Genomic DNA, 24,813 nt, shown 5'->3' with positions numbered 1-24,813 from the left:
GCCCAGTCTATCGAGCCACTGCGACCGCGGCTACGTCAGTCGGATAGCCGGACAGGTCCGGCTGCTTGGGCGGCCGCGCGAACAGCTTTGCGGCGGCGTCGCGGAGCGCCGGCGTGCTGGCGATGCCGAGGACGCCGTGGAGCAGCCGGATGCCGAGCCGGCTGTGCGGGTTCATCAGGCGCGGCGCGATCTTGGGAACGCCCTGTCCCTCCTCGACCATCGGCCGCATCGCGCGTTCATAGGCGGCGAATGCGGTCGCCGGATCGTCGTGGCGCAGCAGCTCCGCCGCCAGCACATAGGCGCCCGTCACCGCCAGCGTCGTGCCGATCCCCGCGATCGGCGTCGCGCACCAGGCGGCATCGCCGGTCAGCGCGACGCGGCCGTTCGACCAGCGCGGCATCCGCACCTGGCGCAGGACGTCGAAGTAGAAGTCGTCGGTCGTCGCCAGCCCCTCCAGCACCCGTGCCGCCTGCCAGCCGGCGTCGGCGAACCGCTCCGCCAGCCACTGGCGCTGGCGATCGCGCGACCAGTCCTGCTCCCCCTCGGGCGGCTTCTGGACCGACAGCATCGCACGTGTCGTGCCGTGCCGGTCGGGACGCAGCGAGATGCTTCGGCCACCGGTGGCATTGTACCAGCGCCACATCCGATCGTCGTCCGGCGTGGGCGGGATGGTGAAATAGGCGATGGTCAGGTCCATCCAGCGCGGGTCGTTCTCTTGCGGAAAGGCCAGTTCGCGCGTCGTCGAGCCGACCCCTTCGGCGACCACGACGGCGTCGTACCGCTCGGTGCCGCCGCTAGCGAAGGTGACGGCCGCGCCATCACCGTCCTGCACGATGTGCGTGACATGGTCGCCGAAGCGATAGTCGGCGCGATCGCGTGCCGCCTCGTACAGCAGCCGCGCCAGATCGCCGCGCAGGATCTCCATCTCGGCGGTCGGGCCGTCGCCCGCCATCTCGTCGGTGCGGAATTCGGCGACCGGCCGGCCTTCGCCATCGACCCATGCCGTGCCCTCCTCGCCGGTCCCCTGGGCGAGCGCTGCCTGTTCCAGCCCCATGCGGCGGAGCACCTCGCGTCCGACACCGCGGACGTCGACGTTCTGGCCGCCGTCGCGAAAGGACGGCGCCCGCTCGACCACGGTCACGGCGCAGCCGCCGCGGCCCAGCCAAAAGGCGGCGGTATTGGCGGCGACGCTGGCGCCGGTGATTAGGATGTTCTTTGCCATCGGCGCTCAACCCGGCACCGTCGCTTCCGTTGCGTGTACGGTCGCCGCCATGCGATGGGGCGGCGATGGTCCAGCCGCATATCCTGGTCGATGCCGATGCCTGTCCGGTCAAGGACGAGATCTATCGCGTCGCCTGGCGGCTCGAGGTGCCCGTGACCGTCGTCAGCAATGCCCACTTCCGCGTGCCGCAGCATCCGCTGGTCGAGCGCGTCGTCGTCAGCGACGGCTTCGATGCCGCCGACGACTGGATCGCCGAGCGGATCGATGCCCACTGCGTCGTGGTGACGGCGGACATCCTGCTTGCCGATCGCTGCCTGAAGGCGGGTGCGGCGGCGGTGATCGCGCCCAACGGCAAGCCCTTCACCACCGCGTCGATCGGCAATGCGGTCGCGGTTCGCGCGATCATGAGCGACCTGCGCGCCGGCGGCGACCGCATCGGCGGTCCGCCGCCCTTCAGCCGCGAGGACCGCTCGCGCTTCCTGTCGGCACTCGACGCCGCGCTGGTGAAAGCGCGTCGTTCGACCTTATAATTCGGGCTCGCCTCTATTCCGTTCGTCCTGAGCGACGTCGAAGGACAGGCCACAGGCGAATGCGCTCGGGGCATGTGCTTCGACTGCGCTTAGCATGAACGGCCCAGGCTGACGTCATCGAACGCTAGAACAGCTTGCGGACGCCGATGCGGACCGAACGGCCGAGCGGATCGAGATAGGCGCTCTGGTAGCGCGTTGGCGTCCGGCCATCGGCGGCGCGGACGTCGACGCGATCGTTGAGCAGGTTCTCGACAGTGAACTGGAGCGACATCTTCTGCGTCCACGGCGCCTTCACCAGCTTCGACACATCGACGAAACTGTAGAGGACGATCCAGGTCCGTTCCGAGAAGCGAAGGTCGGAACCGGGCAGCTCGCTGCGGATGCGCGTCGGCCCCTGCAGCCGCGAATAGGTGCCGATGTTCACCGGACCATAGCCGAGCCCGATCGTCCCATCCGCTTCCCACCGCGCGCGACCGCCGGTGCCGTCGAGCGTCGCGCCGTCGAGCAGGTCAAGCGGGGCGAGGCCGGGGCGCAGCGTGATCGCATCGGCCAGGCGATAGGTCGCGCTGGCGTTCATGAACAGGACCGGCGGTCGCTTGACGGGGCGGGGCGGCGGGGCGGCGGCGTCGGGCTTCGCTCCCGGCGTGGGCGCGGGCGGCGGCGGCGGCGACTTGCCGAGCTTGGTGAACAGGTTGGTGCTGAGCCGCAGCTTGCGCTCGCGCTCGCGGGCGATGTTGACCGAGCTGAAATCGACCGACACCAGCGCGCCGCTGGCGTCGCGGACGAAGCGGTCGGGAAACGCCCGCTGGATCGGCAACGTCGCGCCGCTCGGCACTGCGGTGAGGTTGCGGATGTCGGTGTCGATATAGTCGAGGGCGAGGCGGAAACTGGTGTTCTTGATCGGATTCAGCCCGATGCCGGCGGTCGTGATCCGCCGCCGTTCGGGGTCGAGCCCGGGATTGCCGCCCGCGACCGTGGTGACGAGATCGCTCTGGCCGCGCACGAAGTCGAAGAAGGGGACGTTGGGCGTCGTCTGCACGGGCGCGTTGAGCAGCGCGATGTCGGGCGGGGTCTGGGTGCGGTTCACCGACAGGTTGAAGTCGACGATCGGCCGCGGCACCCAGGTGAGCGCATAGGTGGAGCGAAGCAGCTGGCCCGATCCCGACACGTCGGACACGCCGATCTCGCCGGTCGCCGACAACCGCCCCGCAAAGGCGAGAGCGGGGCCATCGGGCGAGATGATCGGCACGGTGGCGTTGACCGCGGCGCTGCGCACCGTGCGCGCGAAGTCGAAGCCGTCGGTCCCGCGAAAGGCGACGCCATTGCTGTTTGACCGGCCATAATCGGCCGAGAGCGTGACCCGCGCCGCGCCCGCGGGCAGCGTCAGCACCGGGCCGCTCGCCACCAGCTTGCCCGCGACGGTGTCGGCGGTCGTGCGGCTGCGGTCGATCGGCGGCACGGTGGCATCGTCGCCGCGCGACAGGGCGGCGCGGTCGAGCCGGTCGTAGCTCGACGTCGCGTTCCACGACCAGCTGCCGACATAGCCCTGCAGCGTGCCGCCGGCGTGGAGCGACAGCCGGGTCGTACGCTGGCGCAGGATGTCGGGCGCGCCGGTCGGCAGCGGATCGGTGGCAAGGCCGATCAGCCCCCGCGTGCGTTCCGCCTCCATGGTGACGTTGAGCGATCCGTCGATCTTGCCCGACACCGGCGCGGCCAGCGTGCCGTCGAGCGACACCTTGTCGGACAGCGGGTTGAGCGTGCGATAGGGCGACAAGTTGATGCCGCGCGCGGCGTCGATCACCGGCGCGATGTCGCGCTGGGTTTCAAAGACGGGGTTCTGGCGCAAATAGCTGGCGGTGACGGTCAGTCGCCGGTTGCCGTCGATCCGGGTGCTGTTCGCTTCGGTGTAATTGGTGCCGCCGCCGCCCTCGGTCGCCGCACCGGCGAGCTGCTGGGTGGCGAGTGCGCGGAATTGCTTCTTGGTGATGAAGTTCGTGACGCGCATCGTCGGCGAGAAGCCGAAGCGCGCGGCATCGCGCTCGCTCAGCACCTCGACCTTCTCGATCGCCTCGGGCGGGATGCCGTACACGTCCTGCTCGCTGGCGACGCGGCGGCCGTTGAGCAGAATGCCGCTGGCCTCGCCGGTGAACGAGCGGGTGGACGAACCGAGGCGTTGGATCAGCTCGCTGATCTTGGTTGCGCCGAGTGCGTCGAGCGCATTGCGATCGAGCTCGAGCACCGGGGGAATGTCGGCGATCGCCGATCCATAGGCGCGCTTGGCAGTGACGACGACCGCCTCGCCTTCGGTGTCGGCCCCGGTATCGCTGGTCTGGGGCGGCGCGTCCTGCGCCCAGGCTGCGGCGGCGAGGAGGGCTGCGATCTTCATGAGCGCCGGCGGCTGATTCGGTGTGTCATGAACGCAACAGTAGAAACGAATTACGGCAAAAAACTGCCGCCTCGTCGCAATTTTGTTAGCCGTTCATATCGCAGGTCAATTGCGTATCAGCCCCTGATCGTCAGCCACTCATGGTCGGGCGCCCGTTCGCTTCGCGTCCGGTTGGCCGGATCGGCGGGATCCTCCAGCCCGATCGCGACGCCGCAGAACAGCAGTCGCTCCGCCGGTGTGCCGAGGAAACCGGCCACCGTCTCGGGATACAGCGCCCATGCCTCCTGCGCGCAGGTGGCGAGGCCTACGTCGACCGCCAGCAGCATCAGCGCTTGCAGGTACATGCCAAGGTCGGCCCATTGCGGCGGCCCCATGCGGCGGTCGACCGTCACGAAATAGGCCGCCGGCGCGCCGAACAGCTGGAAGTTGCGTGCGAACCAATCCCGTCGCGCCGCCTTGTCCTCGCGCGGGATGCCGAGGTGATTGTACAGCAGCTCCCCCATCGCCCGGCGGCGCTCGTCGTAGGGCCCGTCGAGGTCCGGCGGATAGATCGCATAGCCAGGCGTCTCGGCGCCGCCGCTGGCGACGCGATCCGCCATGACCGCCTTTAACTCCGTGAGCGCGTCGCCGGTGACGATATCGACGTGCCACGGTTGCAGATTGCCACCAGTCGCCGCGCGTCCCGCCTCGATCGCGATGCGGCGCAGCGTGTCGAGCGGCACCGGGTCGGGCAGGAACCCGCGCACCGAGCGCCGCGCCGCCACCGCCTCGCGTATCGACAGGGTCATGCGCTCGCCTTCCTCATTCGCCGCTCTCGCGCAACGCGAGTCATCGCGGATGTCGCCGCGCCAGCGCGATGCCCGCCAGGTTCTGCGTGCGCCCGATATGCCGGACGGGCAGCGCGCCCGCCACCGACAGGAAGCGCTCGCGATAGGCGGCCGCCTCGCCGCGGCAGGCCACCCTGCCGTTCGCCTTGGCGATCACATCCGCGGAATCGCCCAGCAGCACGACCTCGCCGCCGATCTCGCGCGCCGTCTCCGCCGCGTAGATCAGCGCCAGCCATTCGGCGTCGGCGCTGCTGCCCTCGCCCAGATCGGTGCGGACAATTGCACGTCCGCCGGCCACCACCGCGACCTCGATCGACCCCGGATTGCCCCGCGATCCGCCATCGAAGAAGATCTTCAGCCGGCGGCGCACAGGCTCGTCGCGACCGCCTCCGCCACCTTGATGCCGTCGACCGCCGCCGACAGGATGCCGCCGGCATAGCCAGCCCCTTCGCCGGCGGGGTAGAGGCCGATGGTGTTGAGGCTCTGGAAATCGGGGCCGCGCGTGAAGCGGACGGGCGACGAGGTGCGCGTCTCGACGCCGGTCATCACCACGTCGGGATGGTCGTAGCCGGCGATCTGGCGCCCGAACACCGGCAGCGCCTCGCGCATCGCCTCCACGGCATAGTCGGGCAGGCAGTCGGCCAGATCGGTCGGTCGCACCCCCGGCCGATACGAGGGCACGATCGACCCCAGGTCGCTCGACGCGCGCTTGGCCAGGAAGTCGCCGACCCGCTGCGCCGGTGCGCGATAATCCGATCCGCCGGCGACGAAGGCGCGCTTTTCCCAATGCCGTTGCAGCGCGATGCCCGCCAGCGCGTCGCCGGGATAGTCGCGCGCCGGATCGATCGCGACGACGAAGCCCGAATTGGCGTTGCGCTCGTTGCGCGAATATTGGCTCATGCCGTTGGTCGCGACCTGGCCTTCCTCCGACGTCGCCGCGACGACGGTGCCGCCCGGGCACATGCAGAAGCTGTAGACCGTGCGCCCGTTCGAGCAGTGGTGCGAGATGTGATATTCCGCCGCGCCCAGGATCGGGTTGCCGGCATTGGCGCCGAACCGCGCGCGATCGATCCAGCTTTGCGGATGCTCGATCCGAACGCCGATCGAAAAGGGCTTGGGCTCGGCGAACACGCCGGCCTGGTGAAGCATCGCGAAGGTATCGCGCGCGCTGTGGCCGACCGCCATCACGACCCGATCCGCCTCGATGTAGCCGCCGTCATGCGTGTGCAGCCCGCGCACCCGGCGCTGGCCGCTGCCGTCGGTCTCGACATCGATCCCGTCGACGCGTGTGCCGAAGCGATACTCGCCCCCCAGCGCCTCGATCGATGCGCGCATGCTCTCGACCATCGTCACCAGGCGGAACGTGCCGATGTGGGGATGCGCCTCGGTCAGGATATCCTCGGGCGCGCCGGCTTTCACGAACTCGATCAGCACCTTGCGGTTGAGATGGCGTGGATCCTTGATCCGGCTGTAGAGCTTGCCGTCGGAAAAGGTGCCGGCGCCGCCCTCGCCGAACTGGACGTTCGATTCGGGATCGAGCACGCCGCGCCGCCACAGGCCCCAGGTGTCCTTGGTCCGCTCGCGCACCACCTTGCCGCGATCGAGGATGATCGGGCGAAATCCCATCTGCGCCAGGATCAACCCGGCAAACAGGCCGCACGGGCCGGCCCCGATCACGACCGGTCGCTTCGTGCCGGCGGGCACCTCGCCGACGACGTGGCGATAGACGGTGTCGGGGGTCGGGCGGACGTTGGTATCGCCGGCGAAGCGCGCCAGCACCGATGCCTCGTCGCGCAGCGTGACGTCGACCGTGTAGACGAGCAGAATCGCACTCTTCTTGCGCGCATCATTGCCGCGGCGGACGATATCGAACCCGATCAGATCGTCGGCGGCGATGGCCAGCCGCGTGCAGATCGCAGGCGCGAGCGCACCGGCTTCATGGTCGAGCGGCAGGGTCAGGTTGGAAAGCCGAAGCATCGCGCGGCTGTAGCGTCGCCGCGGACGAAGCGCGAGGGGCAGTCATCCCGCGCCTCTACGCCCCTTTTCCGCAGACGACCCCCTGCGGAAAAGGAGCGCGAGGCCGGGCATGGGAGCCGCCCGGTACCCGCGTTCCGATACGCCGAACGCGGGTGTAGCGAAGATCAGTCCTTCTTGCCGTCGGTGACGCCGACGACCGGAACCGCGACCTTTTCCTTCTCGGTCGTGACCTTGGGCACCTCGATCGACGTGTCCTTGGCACCGACCACGACCTTCTTGGAATCGAGATCCACCTTGGGCAGCTCGCCGCCCTTGGCGCTGATGTCGACGTCGGGCAGCGCGCCCGTCTTCTCGACCTTCGCCGACCAGAAGCCGGTCGCGAACAGGATCAGCACGATCAGCAGAATGACGCCGACGATCGCGGCCAGGATGCGGCCCGTGTTGCTGCGGCGTTCGACGACCACACGTTCATCGTTAGCATATGCCATGAAAATTCTCCCTCCGATGAAGCGGCAGCCCCCCCGGTTGTTCGGGGTCGTTTCGATACCGCTCCAATCATCTGGAAGACGAAGGCGAATGGGGCAGGGTTCCTGCGTCAGCGGCTAGGTTGGTATCTATCAACCTACGGATCGCTCAACATAAGTTGGGCCCGATGGGCGCGCGTCGCCGCGGGTGGCGTGAAGGCCGGCAAAGAAGGCGGTGAGGGCGCCATCGATCGTCCCCGCATCGGCGTCGATCGCCTTGGCATCGTCGTCGAGCGCCTCAGCCTGGTGGCCGTTGTCGGCGGCGATCACCGCGACGCTGTCGATCCGGGTGGCGATCAGGTCGAGGTCGTTGGCGGCGCTGGAGACGTTGTGGCTGATGATCCGGCCCTGCGTCGCCTGTTCGCTGATCGCGTCTGCCAGGTCCTGCGCATAGCGGGCGACCGCGGCAATCGTCGCGCCCATTTCGTCGAGGCTGTGGCCGGCCTGGACCGAGGCACGCTGCATCGCGCCGATCTGATCCGCGATCTCGCCGGTCGAGCGGGCGGTCTGCGCGGCGAGCGCCTTCACCTCCTGCGCCACCACCGCGAAGCTGTGCCCGGCGGGGCCGGCCCGCGCCGCCTCGATCCCGGCGTTGAGCGCGAGCATGCTCGTCTGCTTGGCGATCCCGCCGATGATGTCGATGACGGTGCCGACGCGCGCCGCGTCGTCCTGGACGCGGCGCATCCGTTCGGCCAGCTCGGCGGTCTGCCCGGCGGCGGCTGCGCTCAGGTCGGCGCAGGATCGGGTGCGGTCGCCCGCGGTGCCGAGCACGGTCATGAACTGGTCGGTGGCGGCGGCGATGTCGGTCGCCCCGGTCGCCGCGCGCGATACCGCGTCGCCCACGTCGACCAGGTTGGTCCGCGCAGCGATCGCCCGCGTCTTCATCGCGGCGGCGGCGTCAAGCAGGTTGCGTGACGACACCCGCAGTCGGTCGACCGCAACGCCTGCGCGTGCCTCGAGCGCGGCGGCGGAATCGCCCAGCTGGCGGCTGCGGGCGGCTTCCGCCTCGTCCTGCTGCCGCAGCCGGCGCTCCTCGTCGAGCTGCGCGCGCATCTGCCTGGCGATCATCGCGCTGCGTTCCGTCTCCAGCGCCTGGCGCTCGATCGCGGCGGTGCGAAACACCTCGATCGCGCGCGCCATCGCGCCGATCTCGTCCTCTCGACCGGCATGCGGCGTGATACCGGCGGCATCGCCTGCCGCCAGCCGCGTCATCGCCTCCTCGATATCGAGCAGCGGCGACACCACCGAGCGCCGGATGATCATTTGGGTGGCGGCGATGCTCGACGCCAGCAGCAGCAGCGCGGCGCCGATGCCAACTGCCAGTTCGCGGCGTTCGATCGAGTCGGCCTCCGCCCGCAAGGCGTCTACCGCGCGTTCCTGACCTGCGATGAGGGTATCGGCCGCGGTCGATGCGGCGCGCTCAACGGGGCGGACATCGGCACGGAACATGGCCAGCGCGCGCTGCCGATTACCGCGCTCGCTGGCGGCGACGACCGCGGCGAGGCGTTCGACCACCTTGTGCTGGCCGGCCAGGTAACGGCGGTCGTCGGCACCTCGATCGAAGCCGGGCGAGCGCTCCAGCGCTGCGAGCCGGGCGCGCATGTCGCTCAACCGATGGACGAATTTGTCGCGGATGATCCGGCGCTCCGACGCCTCGGGCTCAATCGCCAGATTGAGTGCATCCCGCTGGAGCGAACGGCTCAGCGATCGAAGTTCCATCAGATCGAGCTGCAGCGTCCGGCTGCGCTCGATCGCGTCATAGGCGGAAACGATCCGCTCGCGGGTCGAGATGCTGACGATCTCCATGAAAACCGCCAGCAGCAGCATGAGGACGACGGGTGTCATCAGCCGCATCGTGATGCTGCGCGATGCCATGGTGAACGGAGCGGAAACCATGGCGGAACGCTAGCCGCCAGAGTTTAACGGCATGTGACACAGGGTCTTACGAACGACGCGCGCAGCGCCGCCGATCTCAGCCCTTCCCCGCCGCGACCGCTGCATCGCTCGCCAATTTGTCGACGCGCTCGTTGTCGGGATGGCCGGCATGGCCCTTGACCCAGATCCATTCGATCTGGTGGCGCTGCGACAGGACGAACAGTTCCTGCCACAGCTCGGCGTTCTTGACCGGCTTCTTGTCGGCGGTGCGCCAGCCGTTCTTGCGCCAGCCGTGGATCCAGCGGGTCAGCCCGTCCATCACATATTTGCTGTCGGTCGACAGCTTGATCGTACACGGCCGCGTCAGCACCTTCAGCGCCTCGATCGCGGCGGTCAGTTCCATGCGGTTGTTGGTGGTGACCGGCTCGCCCCCCGCCAGTTCCTTCTCGTGCTCGCCATAGCGGATCAGCGCGCCCCAGCCGCCCGGCCCCGGGTTGCCCTTGCACGCACCGTCGGTGGCGATTTCGACCAGCATTCCTGTCATGACAGCGTCGGCAGTAGCGACGCGAGGTCGGGATCGTAAACCCTCAACCGCCGCCAGAAGGCGAGGGGGTCCTTGCGCGTCACCATCGCGTCGGCCGGCGTGTTGATCCAGTCCCATGCCCGCGACAGGGTGAAGCGGATGCAGGCGCCCGCCGCGAGGTCGTCGAAATGGCGGCGGTCGGCGTCGGTGAAGGGGAAGCGCGACTGATAGCCCGCGATCAGCGCGTCGCCCACCGCCGCATCATGATCCTCGCTGCTCGCGTCGAACGACCACGCGGCGTGCATGATCGCCAGGTCGTAGAGGCGGAAGTCGGTGCAGGCGAAATAGAAGTCGATCAGTCCGGTGATCGTGTCGCCCAGCATCAGCACGTTGTCGGGAAACAGGTCGGCGTGGATCACGCAGCGGTCGATGTCGCCCGCCCCCGGCCAGCGCGCCACCACCGCATCCAGGGCGCGGCCGAGGTCGGCATGGAAGCCGACGGCGATCCGGTCCAGGCTCTCGCCGCATCGCTCGTACAGAGGTCGCCAGGTGTCGACGCCCATGCTGTTGAGCCGTTGCGGTTCGAAATCGGCGACCGCGGCGTGAAGCGCGGCCAGCGCCTCGCCGGCAGCGCGCGCCTGCGTCGGCGTCGGGTTCGACAGCGACACCCCGGACAGGAAGCGGATCAGGCAGGCAGGCCGCTCCTCCAGCTGCTGGATCGTCGCGCCCTGCCGGTCCTTGATCGCGGGCGGCACCGGCAGGCCGTGCGCGGCGAGATGGTCGAGCAGGTCCATGAAGAAGGGCAGGTCGCCCTCCGCCACGCGCTTTTCGTACAGCGTCAGGATGTAGCGCGCGGTCGTGGTATCGACCAGATAGTTGCTGTTCTCCACCCCCTCGGCGATGCCCTTCGCCGACACCAGCGTGCCGGCGTCGTAGCGCGCGAGAAACGTCGTCAGCGCCTCGGCCGAGACATGGGTATAGACCGCCACGGCGCGTTCCCTGGTTATTGAAGACAGGGCGGCGGTAGCGTGCGCGGCCGGGAAATCGCAAGCCAACTCCGTCATCCCGGTCTCGAGCCGGGATCCATGCTGCCGCGAGCGACCGTCTAGCGATCTTGCTGAGCCGCGTGCCGAACGATGGATCCCGGCTCGCCGGGATGACGGCGTATTCGAATCAGGCCGCCGCCTCGAGCCCGCGGGGCAGCTTGAACGAGATCGATTCGCGCGTCGTCTCCTCCTCGCGCTCGGTGATGTCGAAGCGCGTGGCGAGCAGGTCGACCAGCTCCCGCACCAACAGTTCGGGCGCCGAGGCGCCTGCGGTGAGGCCGAGCGTGCGGACGCCGTCCAGGAATTGCCAGTCGAGGTCGGCGGCGCGCCGGATCAGCATCGCGCGCGTTCCCTCGCGCTCCGCCACCTCGACCAGGCGGACCGAATTCGACGAATTGGGCGCGCCGATCACCAGCACTGCATCGCACTGCCGCGCGATCACCTTCACCGCCGCCTGGCGGTTCGACGTCGCGTAGCAGATGTCCTCGCCGCGCGGCGCCTGGGCCATGGGAAAGCGGCGAAGCAGTGCGTCGATGATCGCGGCGGTGTCGTCGACCGACAGCGTCGTCTGGGTCAGGAAGGCGAGGTTCGCCGGGTCTGCCGGCACGAGCGCGTCGACGTCCTCGACCGTCTCGATCAGCGTCATCGATCCTTCGGGCACCTGGCCGAGCGTGCCGATCACCTCGGGATGGCCGGCGTGGCCGATGAACAGGATATGGCGCCCCGCCGCCACCAGCCGCTCGGCCTGGCGATGGACCTTGCTGACCAGCGGGCAGGTGGCGTCGAGATAGTCGAGCCCGCGCTGCTCGGCGTCGGCGGGCACCGACTTGGGCACGCCGTGCGCGCTGAACACCACCGGGGCGCCGTCGGGCACCTCGTCCAATTCCTCGACGAACACCGCGCCCTGCGCCTTCAGCGAGTCGACGACGAACTTGTTATGGACGATCTCGTGCCGGACATAGACGGGGGCGCCGTGCTTCTCGATCGCCAGCTCGACGATGCGGATGGCGCGGTCGACGCCGGCGCAAAAGCCGCGCGGCGCCGCGATGAGCAGCTCGAGAGCCGGCTTGTCGCTGGGTGTCATGGCGCGCCGTGTACGCGATTGCTTGCACGGGGTGAAGCCGGTTCCTATGACCTGCCCGATCCATTCGCCGGCCCGCCCCATCTGGCGTCGCCGGCCCGAAGGCAAAGGTACGCGTTCCCGTGAAAGCCACGATCCCCGCTCTCGCCGTTCTCTCGCTCGTCCTCGGCGGATGCGCCGGCAAGGGAGAGATCGACGCGACCGGCGGCATCACCGCGGTGCGCAGCGCCTGCCCGACCGTCGCCGTCCCCGCCAACACCGGCGACGTGACGCTGTTCGATCCCGCCACCAGCACCGATGCGAGCGCGATCGACGTCACCGCGGCGATGACCAACGTGCGCTCGACCTGCAACGATGCCGGCGATCAGATCGTGACATCGGTGACGTTCGACGTCCACGGCCTGCGCACCCGCACCGATGGCGCCCGCGACGTCCAGCTGCCCTATTTCATCACCATCGTCCGTGGCGGCGGCGCGGTGGTGGCGAAGCGGATTGCGACCGTGAACCTCCACTTCGACGCCGGCCAGGCACGCGCCACCGCCAGCGGCACCGCCGAGACTCAGGTCGCCCGCAGCGCCGCGACGATCCCCGACGCGGTCCGCCAGCAGCTGACCCGCAAGCGCAAGGCGGGTGAGGAAGACGCCGCGGTCGATCCGCTCAGCCGGCCCGAAATCCGCCAGGCGGTGCTCCGCGCCACGTTCGAGGCGCTGGTCGGCTTTCAGGTGACCGACGCCCAGCTGAAGTACAACGCCACGCGGTGAGGCACGTTCAAGCCTCCCCCGCGAGGGGGGAGGTGGCAGCGAAGCTGACGGAGGGGGAGGTGAGCTGGGGGCTCTCGTTAGCGCCGTGCTTCCGCCCCCTCCGTCAGCGCTGACGCGCTGCCACCTCCCCCTGGCGGGGGAGGATCGGAAGCCAGCACGCCTTCAGGCGTTGACTTGGGACCCACGTGCCGCCACTGCGTGTCCCGTCGATGCGAGGCGACTCTCATGGGCACGCGCGGGAGAGACTTCGAGCCGCTGAGCCCGAAGCGCCGAAGGAGCAACCACCCCGGAATCTCTCAGGCAGCCAGGACCGCGCGGCGCCGACGACACTCTGGAAAGCGGCCCGGCTTTCAGCCGTCGCCCACCGAAGGGGTAACCGCGCGGGCAAGGCCGCGGGGGAAAGCTCTCAGGTTCCGTGACAGAGGGGGTTTGGATCAAGGCGGCGCCTTCGCCGCTGCGACCCCCTGTGGAGACGGCCGATGAGCGAGACGATGACCGAAGCGCGTGATGTCGAACTGTCGGGCGATCCCGATGGCGGCGAGGACGCGCCGATCCAGCTGCTGCCGCTCGATGCCTGGCACCGCGCCCGCGGCGGTCGCATGGTGCCCTTTGCCGGCTATGAAATGCCCGTCCAGTACGACGGCATCATGGCCGAGCATCTGTGGACCCGCGAGCATGCCGGGCTGTTCGACGTCAGCCATATGGGCCAGCTGCTGTTCACCGGCGCCGGGGTCGACCAGTCGCTCGAGGCGGTGTTGCCCGGCGATATCAAGGGTCTCGGCGAAGGCCGCATGCGCTATTCGCTGCTCCTCAACGACGATGGCGGCATCGTCGACGACCTGATGGTCACGCGCCTGCCTGCCACCGGCCCGTTCCATGACGGCGAGGGCGAGGCCCCGGCGATCTACATGGTCGTCAACGGTGCGACCAAATACGACGACATCGGTTACCTCCTCGACGTGCTGCCCGACGCGATCACGATGAGCCTGCTCGACGAGCAGGCGCTGCTCGCGCTGCAGGGGCCAGAGGCGGTGACCGCGCTCGCGCGGCTGGTGCCGGGCGTCGATCGCCTGGTGTTCATGACGGCGGGCGCGTTCGAGTGGAACGGCACGCCGCTGTGGATCAGCCGGTCGGGCTATACCGGTGAGGACGGGTTCGAAATCTCCATCCCCGGCGATGTCGCCGCGGCCTTCGCCGATGCGCTGACCGAGCAGCCCGAGGTCAAGCCGATCGGCCTCGGCGCGCGCGATTCGCTGCGTCTGGAGGCGGGACTGCCGCTCTACGGCCACGATCTCGATCCCGACACGACGCCGGTGATGGCGGACCTTGGCTTCGCGCTGGCCAAGAGGCGGCGCGAGGCGAAGGACTTCGTCGGCGCCGAGCGCATCGTGTCGGAACGTGAGAACGGCCCCGCCACCAAGCGTGTCGGCCTGATGGTCGAGGGTCGCCAGCCGGTGCGCGAGGGCGCCTTGGTGGTCGGCGACGATCGTGTCGAGATCGGCCGCGTCACCTCGGGCGGCTTCGCGCCGACGATCGGTGCGCCGATCGCAATGGCCTATGTCCCCGCCGCGCTCGCCGTTCCCGGCACGGTCGTGACGCTGGCCCAGCGCGGCAAGCTGCACCGCGCCACTGTCGCGGCCATGCCCTTCGTTCCCCACCGATACGTCCGCTGAGGAGTTTTTTCATGCCCCGTTACTTCACCGAGGATCATGAGTGGATCGACGTCGATGGCGACGTCGGCACCGTCGGCATTTCCGATTATGCGCAGCAGCAGCTCGGCGACATCGTGTTCGTCGACGTCCCCGCCGCCGGCCGCCGCTTCGCCAAGGGCGACGAGGCCGCGACGGTCGAATCGGTCAAGGCCGCGTCGGACGTCTATTGCCCGGTCGCGGGCACCGTCGTCGAAGGCAATGCCGCGCTGGAGGACGAGCCCGCGCTGGTGAATTCCGACCCCGAGGGCGAGGGCTGGTTCTTCAAGCTGACGCTCGCCGACACCGGCGACCTCGAAGACCTGATGGACGAGACCGCGTACGAGGCCTTCGTCGCGAAGCTGTGACCTTGCTCCCCTCCCGCTTGCGGGAGGGGCTGGGGGTGGGTGAGTGCTCGCGCGACGACTGCCGTTCCGCACGATGCTGACCATGCCACCAGGACGCCCGACCCACCCCCGACCCCTCCCTTGCAGGGAGGGGAGAAGGACGACAAATGCGCTACCTGCCCCTGACCGGCCATGACCGCACCGACATGCTGGCGACCATCGACGCCCCCCACATCGACGCGCTGTTCGTCGACGTGCCCGAGGAGGCTCGGCTCGACGGCCCGATCCACGGCCTGCCGCTCCACGCCAGCGAGATGGCGGTCGAGCGCCACATGACCCGGCTCGCGCGGCAGAACACCGTCGCGGGGGAGGTACCCTTCTTCCTCGGCGCCGGCGCTTATCGCCACCATGTCCCCGCGTCGGTCGACCATCTGATCCAGCGCGGCGAGTTCCTGACCGCCTACACGCCCTATCAGCCGGAAATCGCGCAGGGCACGCTGCAGATGCTGTTCGAATTCCAGACGCAGGTCGCGCGCATGCTCGGCACCGATGTCGCCAATGCCTCGATGTACGACGGCTCGACCGCCTGTTGGGAAGCGATCGGCATGGCGCGCCGAATCACCAAGCGCGGCAAGGCGATCCTGTCGGGCGGGCTCCACCCGCATTACGTGTCGGTCGCCAAGACGATGGCGAAGTACACCGGCGACCAGCTGGAAACCGCGCTGCCGACGCTGAGCGCCGACACCGATCTCGACGCGCTGATCGCGGCGATCGACGACGATACGTCGTGCGTCGTCGTCCAATATCCCGACATCCTCGGTCGCATCGCCGACCTGCGTCCGCTCGCCGATGCGGCGCATGCGAAGAAGGCGCTGCTGATCGCCGTGGTGACCGAGCCGGTCGCGATGGGCGCGATCGTCTCGCCGGGCGAGATGGACGCCGATATCGTCGTCGGCGAGGGCCAGTCGATCGGCGTCGGGCTTCAGTTCGGCGGGCCTTACGTCGGTCTGTTCGGCTGCAAGGACAAGTATGTCCGCCAGATGCCGGGACGGCTGTGCGGCGAGACCAAGGATGCCGATGGCCGCCGCGGCTTTGTGCTGACGCTGTCGACCCGCGAGCAGCATATCCGCCGCGAGAAGGCGACGAGCAACATCTGCACCAACTCCGGGCTGTGTGCGCTCGCCTTCTCGATCCACATGACGCTGCTTGGCGAGGCGGGGCTGCGTCGGCTGGCGGGGATCAATCACGCCGCCGCGTGCCGTGCCGCCGACCGGCTGGCGAAGGTGCCGGGCGTGACGCTGGTCAACGACAGCTTCTTCAACGAGTTCACGCTCGATCTGGGCCGTGAGGCGCGCCCGATCGTTCGCGCGCTCGCCGATCAGGGCGTGCTGGCGGGCGTTTCGCTCGGCCGCCTCTATCCGGGCGCGGACGCGCTGGCGAACGGCCTGATCGTCGCGGTGACCGAGACATCGAGCGACGACGACGTCGAGGCGCTGGCGACGGCGCTGGAGGCGGCACTGGCGTGAGCAATGTCATCACCACCGACTCGGCGAAGGCCGGGGTCGAGCAACGAACGGCCCGCAACCGGGCCCCGGCCTTCGCCGGGGAGGAGAAGTAACATGGCACTGAACCAGAGCGGCTGGCGTCCGAGCGCACCCCAACAGGGCGAGGGCGTGGCGGCGACCCATACCGGCAACAAGGCACTGATGCTGGAAGAGGCGCTGATCTTCGAGATCGGTGACGAGCACACCACCGGCGTCGATTTCGCCCCCGGCGACGTCGCCGGGTCGCGGCTCGGCAACCTGACGCGGAAAAGCCCGATCGGCCTGCCCGGCCTGTCGGAGCCGGAGACGGTGCGCCACTACACCCGGCTGTCGCGCCAGAACTATGCAATCGACCTGGGCCTGTTCCCGCTCGGCTCGTGCACCATGAAGCACAATCCGCGCCTCAACGAACGGATGGCGCGGCTGCCCGGCTTCGCCGACATCCACCCGCTCCAGCCGGTCGACACGGTGCAGGGCGCGCTCGGCGTCATCAACGAGCTGGCGGTGTGGCTGATCAAGCTGACCGGCATGCATGGCGTCGCGATGAGCCCCAAGGCCGGCGCACATGGCGAGCTGTGCGGCATCCTGTGCATCAAGGCGGCGCTGGAGAAGCGCGGCGAGGGGCATCGCAAGGTCGTGCTGGTGCCCGAAAGCGCCCACGGCACCAATCCGGCGACGGCAGCCTTCGCCGGCTTCACCGTCGAGGACATTCCGGCGACGGCCGAGGGCCGGGTCGACACCGAGGCGCTCGAGGCGCGGCTGGGGCCGGACGTCGCGGCGGTGATGATCACCAACCCGAACACCTGCGGGCTGTTCGAGCGTGACCTGAAGCGCATCAGCGATGCGGTCCATGCCGCGGGCGGCTATGTCTATTGCGACGGCGCGAACTTCAACGCGATCGTCGGCAAGGTGCGTCCCGGCGACCTCGGCGTCGATGCCATGCACATCAACCTCCACAAGACCTTCTCGACCCCGCACGGCGGCGGCGGGCCGGGTTCGGGGCCGGTGGTGCTGTCGGAGGCGCTGTCTCCATTCGGGCCGCTGCCGTTTACCGAGCGCTATGCCGACGGCCACATCACGCTGGTCGAGGAAGAGAGCGTGGACGATCGCCATCCCGACAGCTTCGGCCGGATGACCGCGTTCCACGGCCAGATGGGGATGTTCACCCGTGCGTTGACCTACATCCTCAGCCACGGCGCCGACGGGCTGAAGCAGGTCGCCGAGGATGCGGTGCTCAACGCCAACTACATCCTGCGCAGCCTGGCGGACACGCTCGACGCGCCGTTCGCGGGCAGCGGACCATGCATGCACGAGGCGATCTTCAGCGACGCCGGCCTCGCCGCCGGCTTCTCGACGATCGACATCGCCAAGGCGCTGATCGACGAGGGCTTCCACCCGATGACCATGTACTTCCCGCTGGTCGTCCACGGCGCGATGCTGGTCGAGCCGACCGAGACCGAATCGAAGGCTGGCCTCGACCAGTTCATCGGCGCGCTGCGCTCGGTGGCGGAGCGGGCCAAGGCGGGCGACGCCAGCCTGAAGACGGCGCCGCACTTCGCGCCCCGCAGCCGCCTCGACGAGACGCTCGCAGCGCGCAAGCCGGTGCTGGTGTGGAAGGAGCCCGCGCCGGTGGCCGAAGCGGCGGAATAATAGACCCCGACTGGTCGTGCTGAGTGAAGTCGAAGCACCCTGGCCAAGGGCCTGTGCTTCGACTTCGCTCAGCACGAACGGAGATTGTGGTTAAGACCCCTCCGGATACGGGCTCTTCCCACCCTCGGCGATGAAACGGTCGACCCGCGCCTCCATCACCGGCAGCGGCACCGATCCCAGGCTGAGCACCGTGTCGTGGAAGGCGCGGATGTCGAACTTCGCACCGAGCGCCTTCTCCGCCTTGGCGCGGGCGCGCTGGATCGCCAGTTCGCCGAGATAATAGCTCAGCGCCTGCCCGGGCCAGCCGATGTAGCGATCGACCTCGGTCGTGACCTCCTGGTTCGACAGCGCGGTATTGTCGCGCAGGAACGCCTGCGCCTGCTCGCGCGACCAGCCCTTGGTATGGACGCCGGTGTCGACCACCAGCCGCGCCGCCCGCCACATCTGGTAGCTGAGCATGCCGAACCGCTCGTAGGGCGTCTGATAGAAGCCCATCTCGTCGCCGAGCCGCTCGCAATACAACGCCCAGCCTTCGCCATAGGCAGAGATGTAGCTGTTGCGCCGGAACGGCAGCAGCCCCGTGTTCTCGGCGGCGAGCGGCATCTGGAACGCATGTCCCGGCGCGCTTTCGTGGAGCGTCAGCGCCGGCAGCTGGAACAGCGGGCGTGACGGCAGGTCGTAGGTGTTGACCAGATAGGTCCCCGGCCCGCCGCGCCCCGCGGTGTAGAAGGGCGCGATGTCGGCGGGGACGGGGACGATCGCGAAGCGGCGGCGGGGCAGGCGCCCGAACCACAGCGCGGCCATGCCGTCGAAGCGTTTGGCCTCCCATGCCGCTTCCTTTAGCAGCTGGTCAGCGGTCTTGGGGTAGAATTGCGGATCCGTGCGCAGGAACGTCAGAAAGGCGGGAAGATCGCCGGCGAACTTAACCTCGCGGCGCACTGCCTCCATCTCGCCCTTGATCCGTGCGACTTCCGACAGGCCGAGCTGGTGGATCGCATCGGGCGTCATGTCCGTCGTCGTGTAGAGGCGGATGCGACTGCGATAATAAGCGAGGCCATCGGGATAGCTGGCGGCGTCGAGCTGCTGGCGGAGGCCGGGAAGATAGGTCGTGCGCAGATAGGCGAGCAGCGTCCTGTTGGCCGGGATGACCTGCGCGGCGATGATCCGCTTCGCCTCCGCCTGCAGCGCAGCGCGGGTGGCGGGCGCGATCGTCGGCGGCATCTTCGTGAAGGGCTCGTAGAAGACGGTCTTGGTCGGATCGGTCGCCTCGGCCACCTGCGCCACCGGCTTGTCGCGACCCTGCATGACGATCGCCGGCGGGGTGAAGCCGCGAGCGAGGCCGAGCGACAGGTTCGCCTGCTGCTGGGCGAAATAGCGCGGAATGTCGCCGAGCCAGGTCAGGTAGCGGCGATAGTCGCGCTCGCCGTTCCTGAACTGCTGGCGCGGCGCATATTGGACGTCGGACCAGAAGGCGCTGTCGCCGTTGACCGGCTTTTCCCATTCGCGGAACCGCTCGTCCTCAAGGAAGCCGGTGAGCTGGGCGCGATAGACCTGGAAGTCGACCCGCGTCTCGGGCGACAACCGGCGCTGGTCGATCGCGTCGAGCTTCGCGATCGCGGCCTGCCAACGGGCGGCACGGCGGGCATGGGCGGCGGCGGAGACGTCGGGCAGGTGGTCGCTGACCGCGTCGGCATTTTCGGCGCCGTCGTCGGCGATGTTCTCGGCAACGCGGGCTTGCCATTCGGGCTTCCATACGGCGGCGAAGGCGGCGTCGGCGGAAGTGGGCGTGGCGGCGGCGAGGAGCAGGGCGGCGATCATGACGGGGAGGGTGCCGGATCGATTGTCTTCGGGCAAGCCGCACGCCATCATCGCGGCAAAAGAGGCCCCATATGCAGCATCAGGCGAATCCGCTCATCACCTATGCCATCACCGCGATCGTCATCGCCGTGGTGATGGCGATCCGCTGGAAGCGGATGAGCCGCGTTCGCCCGCTCAAGCTGGAGCGATTGTGGGTGTTTCCCGCGATCTATGCGGTCGTCGTCGTGGTGATGTTCAGCCAGTTTCCGCCGCAGGGCTGGGGCTGGGCATTCTGCACGGTGGCGTTGGGGCTCGGCGCGGCGCTGGGGTGGCAGCGCGGCAAGCTGATGCGGATCACGCTCGATCCCGCGACGCATACGCTCAACCAGACGTCGTCGCCCGCCGCGGTGCTGTTCATCCTGGTCCTCGTCGCGTTCCGCAGCGGCGCCCGTGCGGCGCTGACCGACGAGAACATGCTTCACCTCAACGCGATGGCGGTCACCGATATGCTGATGGCGCTGGCCCTGGGGCTGTTCGCCGCCCAGCGTCTGGAGATGTATCTGCGCGGTCGGCGGATGCTGGCGAGCAGGATCACGGCGTGATTTAGACTTGCCGTTCGAGCTGAGGAGGCGCTGAGCGGAGCGAAGCGCCGTCTCGAAGCACAGGTGGCGTGACCCACCCCCTTCGACTGCCTGCCAAGGCAGGCGCTCAGGACAGGCTTCGAGACGAGGCTTCGACTTCGCTGAGCCTCTCTCCTCAGGGCGAACGGGGCCAGTGGGCCGCTGTCTGGCTGCTACGGAACCGGAGCGCTTACGCCGCGACCTTGCCGACGAAGTCGCCGGCGCTGCCCTTGAGCGACGCCAGCCGCTCCTCCAGCCGGTCGAAGCCGCGACCGACGCCCTCGATCTCGGACGCGACCGTCTCGGTATCCTGACGGATCGCGGCGATGGTCGACGACATCGAATCGGCGGCGAGCGCGGTTTCGTCGACCGCGGCGGTGATCGCGGTCACGGTTTCGGCCTGCGCCTCCATGGCATAGCGGATCCGGTCGGCGCTTTCCTGAACCTCGGCGACCGTTGCCTTGATCGAGGCGTTGGTATGGACGGTGTCGCGGGTCGCCGACTGGATCGCGGCGATCTTGGCGGCGATGTCGTCGGTCGCGCGCGCGGTCTGGTTGGCGAGGCTCTTCACCTCCTGCGCGACCACCGCGAAGCCGCGGCCGGCGTCACCGGCGCGCGCCGCCTCGATCGTGGCGTTGAGCGCCAAGAGGTTGGTCTGGCCGGCGATGTCGCGGATCAGGCCGAGGATCGATTCGATCGACTGGGCGTGATCCGACAGCGCCTCCGACATGCCGACCGCACGGCCCGCCTGCGACGAGGCGCGGGTGGCGATGTCGGCGGCGGCCTCCACCTCGCTGCGCGCGTCCTCGATGGCGCGGATCAGGCCGGCGGCCGTCTGTGCGGCCTCGCGCATCGCGACCGCCGACTGTTCGGCGGCGGCGGCGACCTCGGATGTCTTGCCCAGCATGCCGCGGGTCAGCAGCGAGGTCTTGTCGCCCTGGCGCTTCAGCGTGCCGCTCTCTTCCGATACCGAGGCCAGCGACGTGCCGATGTTGGCGCGGAACTCGCCCGCCAGCCGCTCGCGCTCGAGCCGCGCGGTATGGGCGAGAAAGCCGTTGTAGATCTCGACGGTGATCTCGCATTCCATGCCGAACAGTCGCATCAGCGCGTCGGTGAAGCTGGCGAGGCGCGTGTCGCCGGCGGGAAGCTTGCGGAGCAGCAGTTCCAGCGCCACGCGGTCGCTGGCGCAGGTCATCGACAGCATCGCCATCGTCTTGATTCCGGCGATGTAACCGGCAGCGACGGAGCGTTCCATCGATTCGATCCAGTCGCGCCCACTGACATGGCAGAAGCGCGCGCGCAGATAGGCGATGCCCAGTTCCATGCGCTTCTCGCGCTCGTGCTTGATCCAGTGACGCTCGCCCGGATTTTCGCGCTGCCACTGGTCCCAATAGGCCTCGACGATCTCGTGCGCATCGCTCTCGATCAGCGTCCACAGTTCGCGCGCGGTCGCCTGCAACGTACCGTCGACATCGAACGAGGCGACGCGGACGCCGATGTCGATGCCGGCGGCAATCGATCCGGGGACAGGCAAGTCGTTGACGGTCAAGGCAGAAGCTCCGCTGGCATCATGTGGTACGCTGGCGTGCTGAATAGCGGGAAAAAGGTTAAGAGGCCGTTAGAGCGGGCGTCCGGCGGGCCGCGCCGCCCTGGCGCCAACGTGCGAAGACCGTTGGAAAATTTGATCCGTCACGGCCCTGTTCACGGCGCCCGCGAGCCCCCATCTTGGCCGCACGTGGTTGCTTGCATCGCAGCACAGTCGGCCTAATAGGTCGTCGCATCCGTCTTTCGACGTCTGTCAATCTCGAGGACCCTTGCCTTGGCATCCCGAACGCCTTCCCGTCCGATCAGCCCCCATCTCGGCATCTATCGCTGGGGGCCGCACATGCTGGTGTCGATCCTGCATCGTGCGACCGGCGACGGCATGGCCACGCTGGGCAGCCTCCTGCTGGTGTGGTGGCTGGCGGCGATCGCCGCGGGTGGCGAGGCCTATGCGACGTTCCTCGACGTGTTCACGCTGAGCGACGGACGATTGAACGTCGTCGGCTGGGTGTTCGGCATCGGCCTGACCTGGGCCCTGTTCCAGCACATGTGTTCGGGGATCCGGCACCTGGTGCTGGATACGGGCGCCAACTACGAGCTGAAGGGCAATCGCCTGTCGGCGCGACTGGCGATGGCCGGCGGCGCGCTGCTGACGGCGTTGTTCTGGTTCTACATCATCGGGGTGAAGTAATGGGTTCCGGCACCGAACTCGGTCGCGTCCGCGGCCTGGGCAGCGCCAAGGAAGGCGCGCATCACTGGTGGCTGCAACGCGTCACCGCCGGAGCGAACCTGTTCCTGATGCTGTGGCTGATGGTGTCGGTCGCGCGGCTGCCGGGTTACGACTATGCCGGCGTGCGCAGCTGGCTGTCGTCGGGCTGGGCGGCGGTGCCGATGGCGCTGCTCGTCGTTTCGGTCTTCTATCATTTCCGCCTGGGGCTCCAGGTGCTGATCGAGGACTATCTGCACGGTGAGCAGCGGGTCGCCGCGCTGCTGCTTCTCAACTTCTTCGTGGTGGCGCTCGGCGCTACCGCCCTCTTCGCGATCGTGAAGGTCGCGCTCGGAGCTGCCTGATGCCTGCTGCCTATCAGATCGTCGACCATGTCTATGACGCGGTGGTCGTCGGCGCCGGCGGGTCGGGCCTGCGCGCCGTCATGGAATGCGCCCAGTCGGGGCTGAAGACCGCCTGCATCACCAAGGTGTTTCCGACCCGCAGCCATACCGTCGCGGCGCAGGGCGGCATCGCCGCCAGCCTCGGCAACATGGGGCCGGACCACTGGACTTGGCATATGTACGACACCGTCAAGGGGTCGGACTGGCTCGGCGATCAGGACGCGATCGAGTATATGGTGCGCGAGGCGCCGGCCGCGGTCTACGAGCTGGAACATGCCGGCATGCCGTTCAGCCGGACCGACGAGGGGCGCATCTATCAGCGTCCGTTTGGCGGCATGATGCAGAACATGGGCGAAGGCCCGCCCGCGCAGCGTACCTGCGCCGCAGCGGACCGCACGGGGCACGCGATGCTCCACACGCTGTACCAGCAGTCGCTGCGCTACGACGCAGACTTCTACATCGAATATTTCGCGCTCGACCTGATCATGGTCGACGGCGAGTGCCGCGGCGTGATCGCGCTGTGCATGGAGGATGGCAGCATCCACCGGTTCCGCAGCCACAACACGGTGCTGGCGACGGGCGGCTATGGCCGTTGCTATTATTCGGCGACGTCGGCGCACACCTGCACCGGCGACGGCGGCGGCATGGTGCTGCGTGCCGGCCTGCCGCTCCAGGACATGGAGTTCGTCCAGTTCCACCCGACCGGCATCTATGGTGCCGGCGTGCTCATCACCGAGGGTGCGCGCGGCGAGGGCGGTTACCTGACCAATTCCGAGGGCGAGCGCTTCATGGAGCGCTATGCCCCGTCGGCGAAGGACCTGGCATCGCGCGACGTCGTGTCGCGCTCGATGGCGATGGAAATGCGCGAGGGTCGCGGGGTGGGGCCGCATAAGGACCACATCTTCCTCCACCTCGACCACATCGATCCCAAGGTGCTCCACGAGCGGCTGCCGGGCATTACCGAAACGGGCAAGATCTTCGCGGGCGTCGACCTGACGCGCCAGCCGCTGCCGGTGACGCCGACCGTCCACTATAACATGGGCGGCATTCCGACGAACTTCCACGGCGAGGTCGTGAACCTGGTCGACGGCAACCCCGATGCGGTGGTGCCGGGCCTGTTCGCGGTCGGCGAGGCGGCATGCGTCAGCGTCCATGGCGCCAACCGCCTCGGCTCGAACAGCCTGATCGACCTCGTCGTGTTCGGCCGCGCGACCGGCAAGCGGATCGCAGACATTCAGCGCAAGGATGCCCCACATGCGGCGGCATCGACCGCTGCGGACGAGGCGGCGCTGACCCGGCTCGACCGGTTCCGCCACGCCGACGGCGCCGCGCCGACCGCCGAGATCCGGCTCGACATGCAGCGGACGATGCAGAAGCATTGCGCGGTGTTCCGCGACAATGCGCTGCTGACCGAAGGGCAGGAGCGGATCACCGGCATCTACAAGCGGATGGCCGATGTCGGGATCAAGGATCGCTCGATGATCTGGAACACCGACCTCGTCGAGACGCTGGAGCTCGACAACCTCGTCGCGCAGGCGATGGTGACGATGGACTCGGCGGCGAACCGCAAGGAATCGCGCGGCGCCCACGTCAACGAGGATTATCCCGACCGCGACGACGCGAACTGGATGAAACACACCATCGCGACGTTCGAAGGCTGGGGCGGCGAGGGCGGCAAGACCGCGATCGATTACCGCCCGGTCCACGACTACACGCTGACCGACGAGGTCGAGTACATCAAGCCCAAGAAGCGGGTCTACTGA

General features: G+C 68.5%; 22 protein-coding genes and 1 riboswitch. Of the genes, 10 read left to right on the top strand and 12 right to left on the bottom strand.

Annotated features, from left to right (window positions below; all coding sequences use genetic code 11):
- Positions 1–7: 7 nt before the first annotated feature.
- Positions 8–1,222 carry an FAD-dependent oxidoreductase gene (locus tag GGQ80_RS14595; RefSeq protein ID WP_183986141.1) on the bottom strand — a complete coding sequence of 405 codons (1,215 nt, stop codon included), beginning with the start codon at positions 1,220–1,222 and terminating at the stop codon, positions 8–10.
- Between the two features lie 65 nt (positions 1,223–1,287).
- Between GGQ80_RS14595 and GGQ80_RS14590 the strand changes: the two genes are divergently transcribed.
- The gene (locus GGQ80_RS14590) at positions 1,288–1,752 is read left to right on the top strand and encodes a YaiI/YqxD family protein (protein WP_183986139.1); all 465 of its coding nucleotides are present in this window, start codon (positions 1,288–1,290) and stop codon (positions 1,750–1,752) included.
- A 124-nt stretch (positions 1,753–1,876) separates the two neighbouring features.
- On the opposite strand, the gene GGQ80_RS14585 is transcribed toward GGQ80_RS14590, so the two are convergent.
- The 9 genes from GGQ80_RS14585 to ispH form a co-directional block, all read right to left on the bottom strand.
- Positions 1,877–4,138, bottom strand: a complete 2,262-nt coding sequence (locus tag GGQ80_RS14585) for a TonB-dependent receptor (protein WP_183986137.1) — start codon at positions 4,136–4,138, stop codon at positions 1,877–1,879.
- A gap of 116 nt (positions 4,139–4,254) precedes the next feature.
- Positions 4,255–4,920 carry a nitroreductase gene (locus GGQ80_RS14580; RefSeq protein WP_183986399.1) on the bottom strand — a complete coding sequence of 222 codons (666 nt, stop codon included), beginning with the start codon at positions 4,918–4,920 and terminating at the stop codon, positions 4,255–4,257.
- A gap of 46 nt (positions 4,921–4,966) precedes the next feature.
- Entirely contained in the window at positions 4,967–5,335 is a 369-nt protein-coding gene (locus GGQ80_RS14575) for a ribonuclease H family protein (RefSeq protein WP_183986135.1), read from the bottom strand.
- Positions 5,320–6,942 (bottom strand): NAD(P)/FAD-dependent oxidoreductase, encoded by a 1,623-nt coding sequence (locus tag GGQ80_RS14570; RefSeq protein ID WP_183986133.1) that lies wholly within the window; start codon positions 6,940–6,942, stop codon positions 5,320–5,322. The genes GGQ80_RS14575 and GGQ80_RS14570 overlap by 16 nt, the downstream gene beginning before the upstream one ends.
- A gap of 164 nt (positions 6,943–7,106) precedes the next feature.
- Complete coding sequence (locus GGQ80_RS14565; protein WP_183986131.1) at positions 7,107–7,430, bottom strand: hypothetical protein; 324 nt, start codon at positions 7,428–7,430, stop codon at positions 7,107–7,109.
- A 129-nt stretch (positions 7,431–7,559) separates the two neighbouring features.
- A complete protein-coding gene (locus tag GGQ80_RS14560; RefSeq protein ID WP_221364415.1) occupies positions 7,560–9,341 on the bottom strand; it encodes a methyl-accepting chemotaxis protein in 1,782 nt (593 codons plus the stop codon).
- Between the two features lie 97 nt (positions 9,342–9,438).
- Positions 9,439–9,885: a ribonuclease HI gene (rnhA, locus tag GGQ80_RS14555; RefSeq protein ID WP_183986127.1), complete on the bottom strand. Its 447-nt coding sequence runs from the start codon at positions 9,883–9,885 to the stop codon at positions 9,439–9,441.
- Positions 9,882–10,853, bottom strand: coding sequence for a homoserine kinase (thrB, locus tag GGQ80_RS14550; protein WP_183986125.1), 972 nt, complete (start codon positions 10,851–10,853; stop codon positions 9,882–9,884). Before thrB ends, rnhA begins: the two co-directional genes overlap by 4 nt.
- Positions 10,854–11,037: 184 nt before the next feature.
- Positions 11,038–11,994 carry a 4-hydroxy-3-methylbut-2-enyl diphosphate reductase gene (gene ispH, locus GGQ80_RS14545; RefSeq protein ID WP_183986123.1) on the bottom strand — a complete coding sequence of 319 codons (957 nt, stop codon included), beginning with the start codon at positions 11,992–11,994 and terminating at the stop codon, positions 11,038–11,040.
- Positions 11,995–12,113: 119 nt separating this feature from the next.
- Between ispH and GGQ80_RS14540 the strand changes: the two genes are divergently transcribed.
- The 5 genes from GGQ80_RS14540 (at position 12,114) to gcvPB (ending at position 17,981) form a co-directional block, all read left to right on the top strand.
- On the top strand, positions 12,114–12,752 hold the full coding sequence (locus GGQ80_RS14540; protein WP_343051066.1) for a hypothetical protein: 639 nt from the start codon (positions 12,114–12,116) through the stop codon (positions 12,750–12,752).
- Between the two features lie 226 nt (positions 12,753–12,978).
- A riboswitch (glycine riboswitch) is annotated at positions 12,979–13,075 on the top strand.
- Between the two features lie 156 nt (positions 13,076–13,231).
- Positions 13,232–14,425 (top strand): glycine cleavage system aminomethyltransferase GcvT, encoded by a 1,194-nt coding sequence (gene gcvT / locus GGQ80_RS14535; protein WP_183986121.1) that lies wholly within the window; start codon positions 13,232–13,234, stop codon positions 14,423–14,425.
- Positions 14,426–14,436: 11 nt separating this feature from the next.
- Entirely contained in the window at positions 14,437–14,808 is a 372-nt protein-coding gene (gcvH, locus tag GGQ80_RS14530; RefSeq protein ID WP_183986119.1) for a glycine cleavage system protein GcvH, read from the top strand.
- Between the two features lie 146 nt (positions 14,809–14,954).
- The gene (gcvPA, locus tag GGQ80_RS14525) at positions 14,955–16,313 is read left to right on the top strand and encodes an aminomethyl-transferring glycine dehydrogenase subunit GcvPA (protein WP_183986117.1); all 1,359 of its coding nucleotides are present in this window, start codon (positions 14,955–14,957) and stop codon (positions 16,311–16,313) included.
- Between the two features lie 93 nt (positions 16,314–16,406).
- Entirely contained in the window at positions 16,407–17,981 is a 1,575-nt protein-coding gene (gcvPB, locus tag GGQ80_RS14520) for an aminomethyl-transferring glycine dehydrogenase subunit GcvPB (RefSeq protein WP_183986115.1), read from the top strand.
- Between the two features lie 90 nt (positions 17,982–18,071).
- Here gcvPB and GGQ80_RS14515 read toward each other — a convergent pair whose 3' ends face one another.
- Entirely contained in the window at positions 18,072–19,799 is a 1,728-nt protein-coding gene (locus GGQ80_RS14515; RefSeq protein WP_246347116.1) for a DUF885 domain-containing protein, read from the bottom strand.
- A 71-nt stretch (positions 19,800–19,870) separates the two neighbouring features.
- Here GGQ80_RS14515 and GGQ80_RS14510 point away from each other — a divergent pair, with 71 nt between their 5' ends.
- Positions 19,871–20,380 carry a CcdC protein domain-containing protein gene (locus GGQ80_RS14510; RefSeq protein WP_183986111.1) on the top strand — a complete coding sequence of 170 codons (510 nt, stop codon included), beginning with the start codon at positions 19,871–19,873 and terminating at the stop codon, positions 20,378–20,380.
- A gap of 208 nt (positions 20,381–20,588) precedes the next feature.
- Here the strand turns inward: GGQ80_RS14510 and GGQ80_RS14505 are convergent, their stop codons facing one another.
- Positions 20,589–21,932: a methyl-accepting chemotaxis protein gene (locus tag GGQ80_RS14505; RefSeq protein ID WP_183986394.1), complete on the bottom strand. Its 1,344-nt coding sequence runs from the start codon at positions 21,930–21,932 to the stop codon at positions 20,589–20,591.
- A gap of 351 nt (positions 21,933–22,283) precedes the next feature.
- Between GGQ80_RS14505 and sdhC the strand changes: the two genes are divergently transcribed.
- From sdhC to sdhA, 3 genes are read left to right on the top strand one after another with little or no spacing between them, the layout of a single operon-like run.
- Complete coding sequence (gene sdhC / locus GGQ80_RS14500; RefSeq protein ID WP_425506070.1) at positions 22,284–22,631, top strand: succinate dehydrogenase, cytochrome b556 subunit; 348 nt, start codon at positions 22,284–22,286, stop codon at positions 22,629–22,631.
- The gene (gene sdhD / locus GGQ80_RS14495; RefSeq protein WP_183986107.1) at positions 22,631–23,011 is read left to right on the top strand and encodes a succinate dehydrogenase, hydrophobic membrane anchor protein; all 381 of its coding nucleotides are present in this window, start codon (positions 22,631–22,633) and stop codon (positions 23,009–23,011) included. Before sdhC ends, sdhD begins: the two co-directional genes overlap by 1 nt.
- Positions 23,011–24,813 carry a succinate dehydrogenase flavoprotein subunit gene (sdhA, locus tag GGQ80_RS14490; protein WP_183986105.1) on the top strand — a complete coding sequence of 601 codons (1,803 nt, stop codon included), beginning with the start codon at positions 23,011–23,013 and terminating at the stop codon, positions 24,811–24,813. The genes sdhD and sdhA overlap by 1 nt, the downstream gene beginning before the upstream one ends.

Origin of the sequence: Sphingomonas jinjuensis (assembly GCF_014197105.1) — a bacterium.
GTDB lineage: Bacteria > Pseudomonadota > Alphaproteobacteria > Sphingomonadales > Sphingomonadaceae > Sphingomonas > Sphingomonas jinjuensis.
The sequence above is the reverse complement of the archived record's forward strand: the minus strand, read 5'-3'. Positions and strand labels throughout refer to the sequence as shown.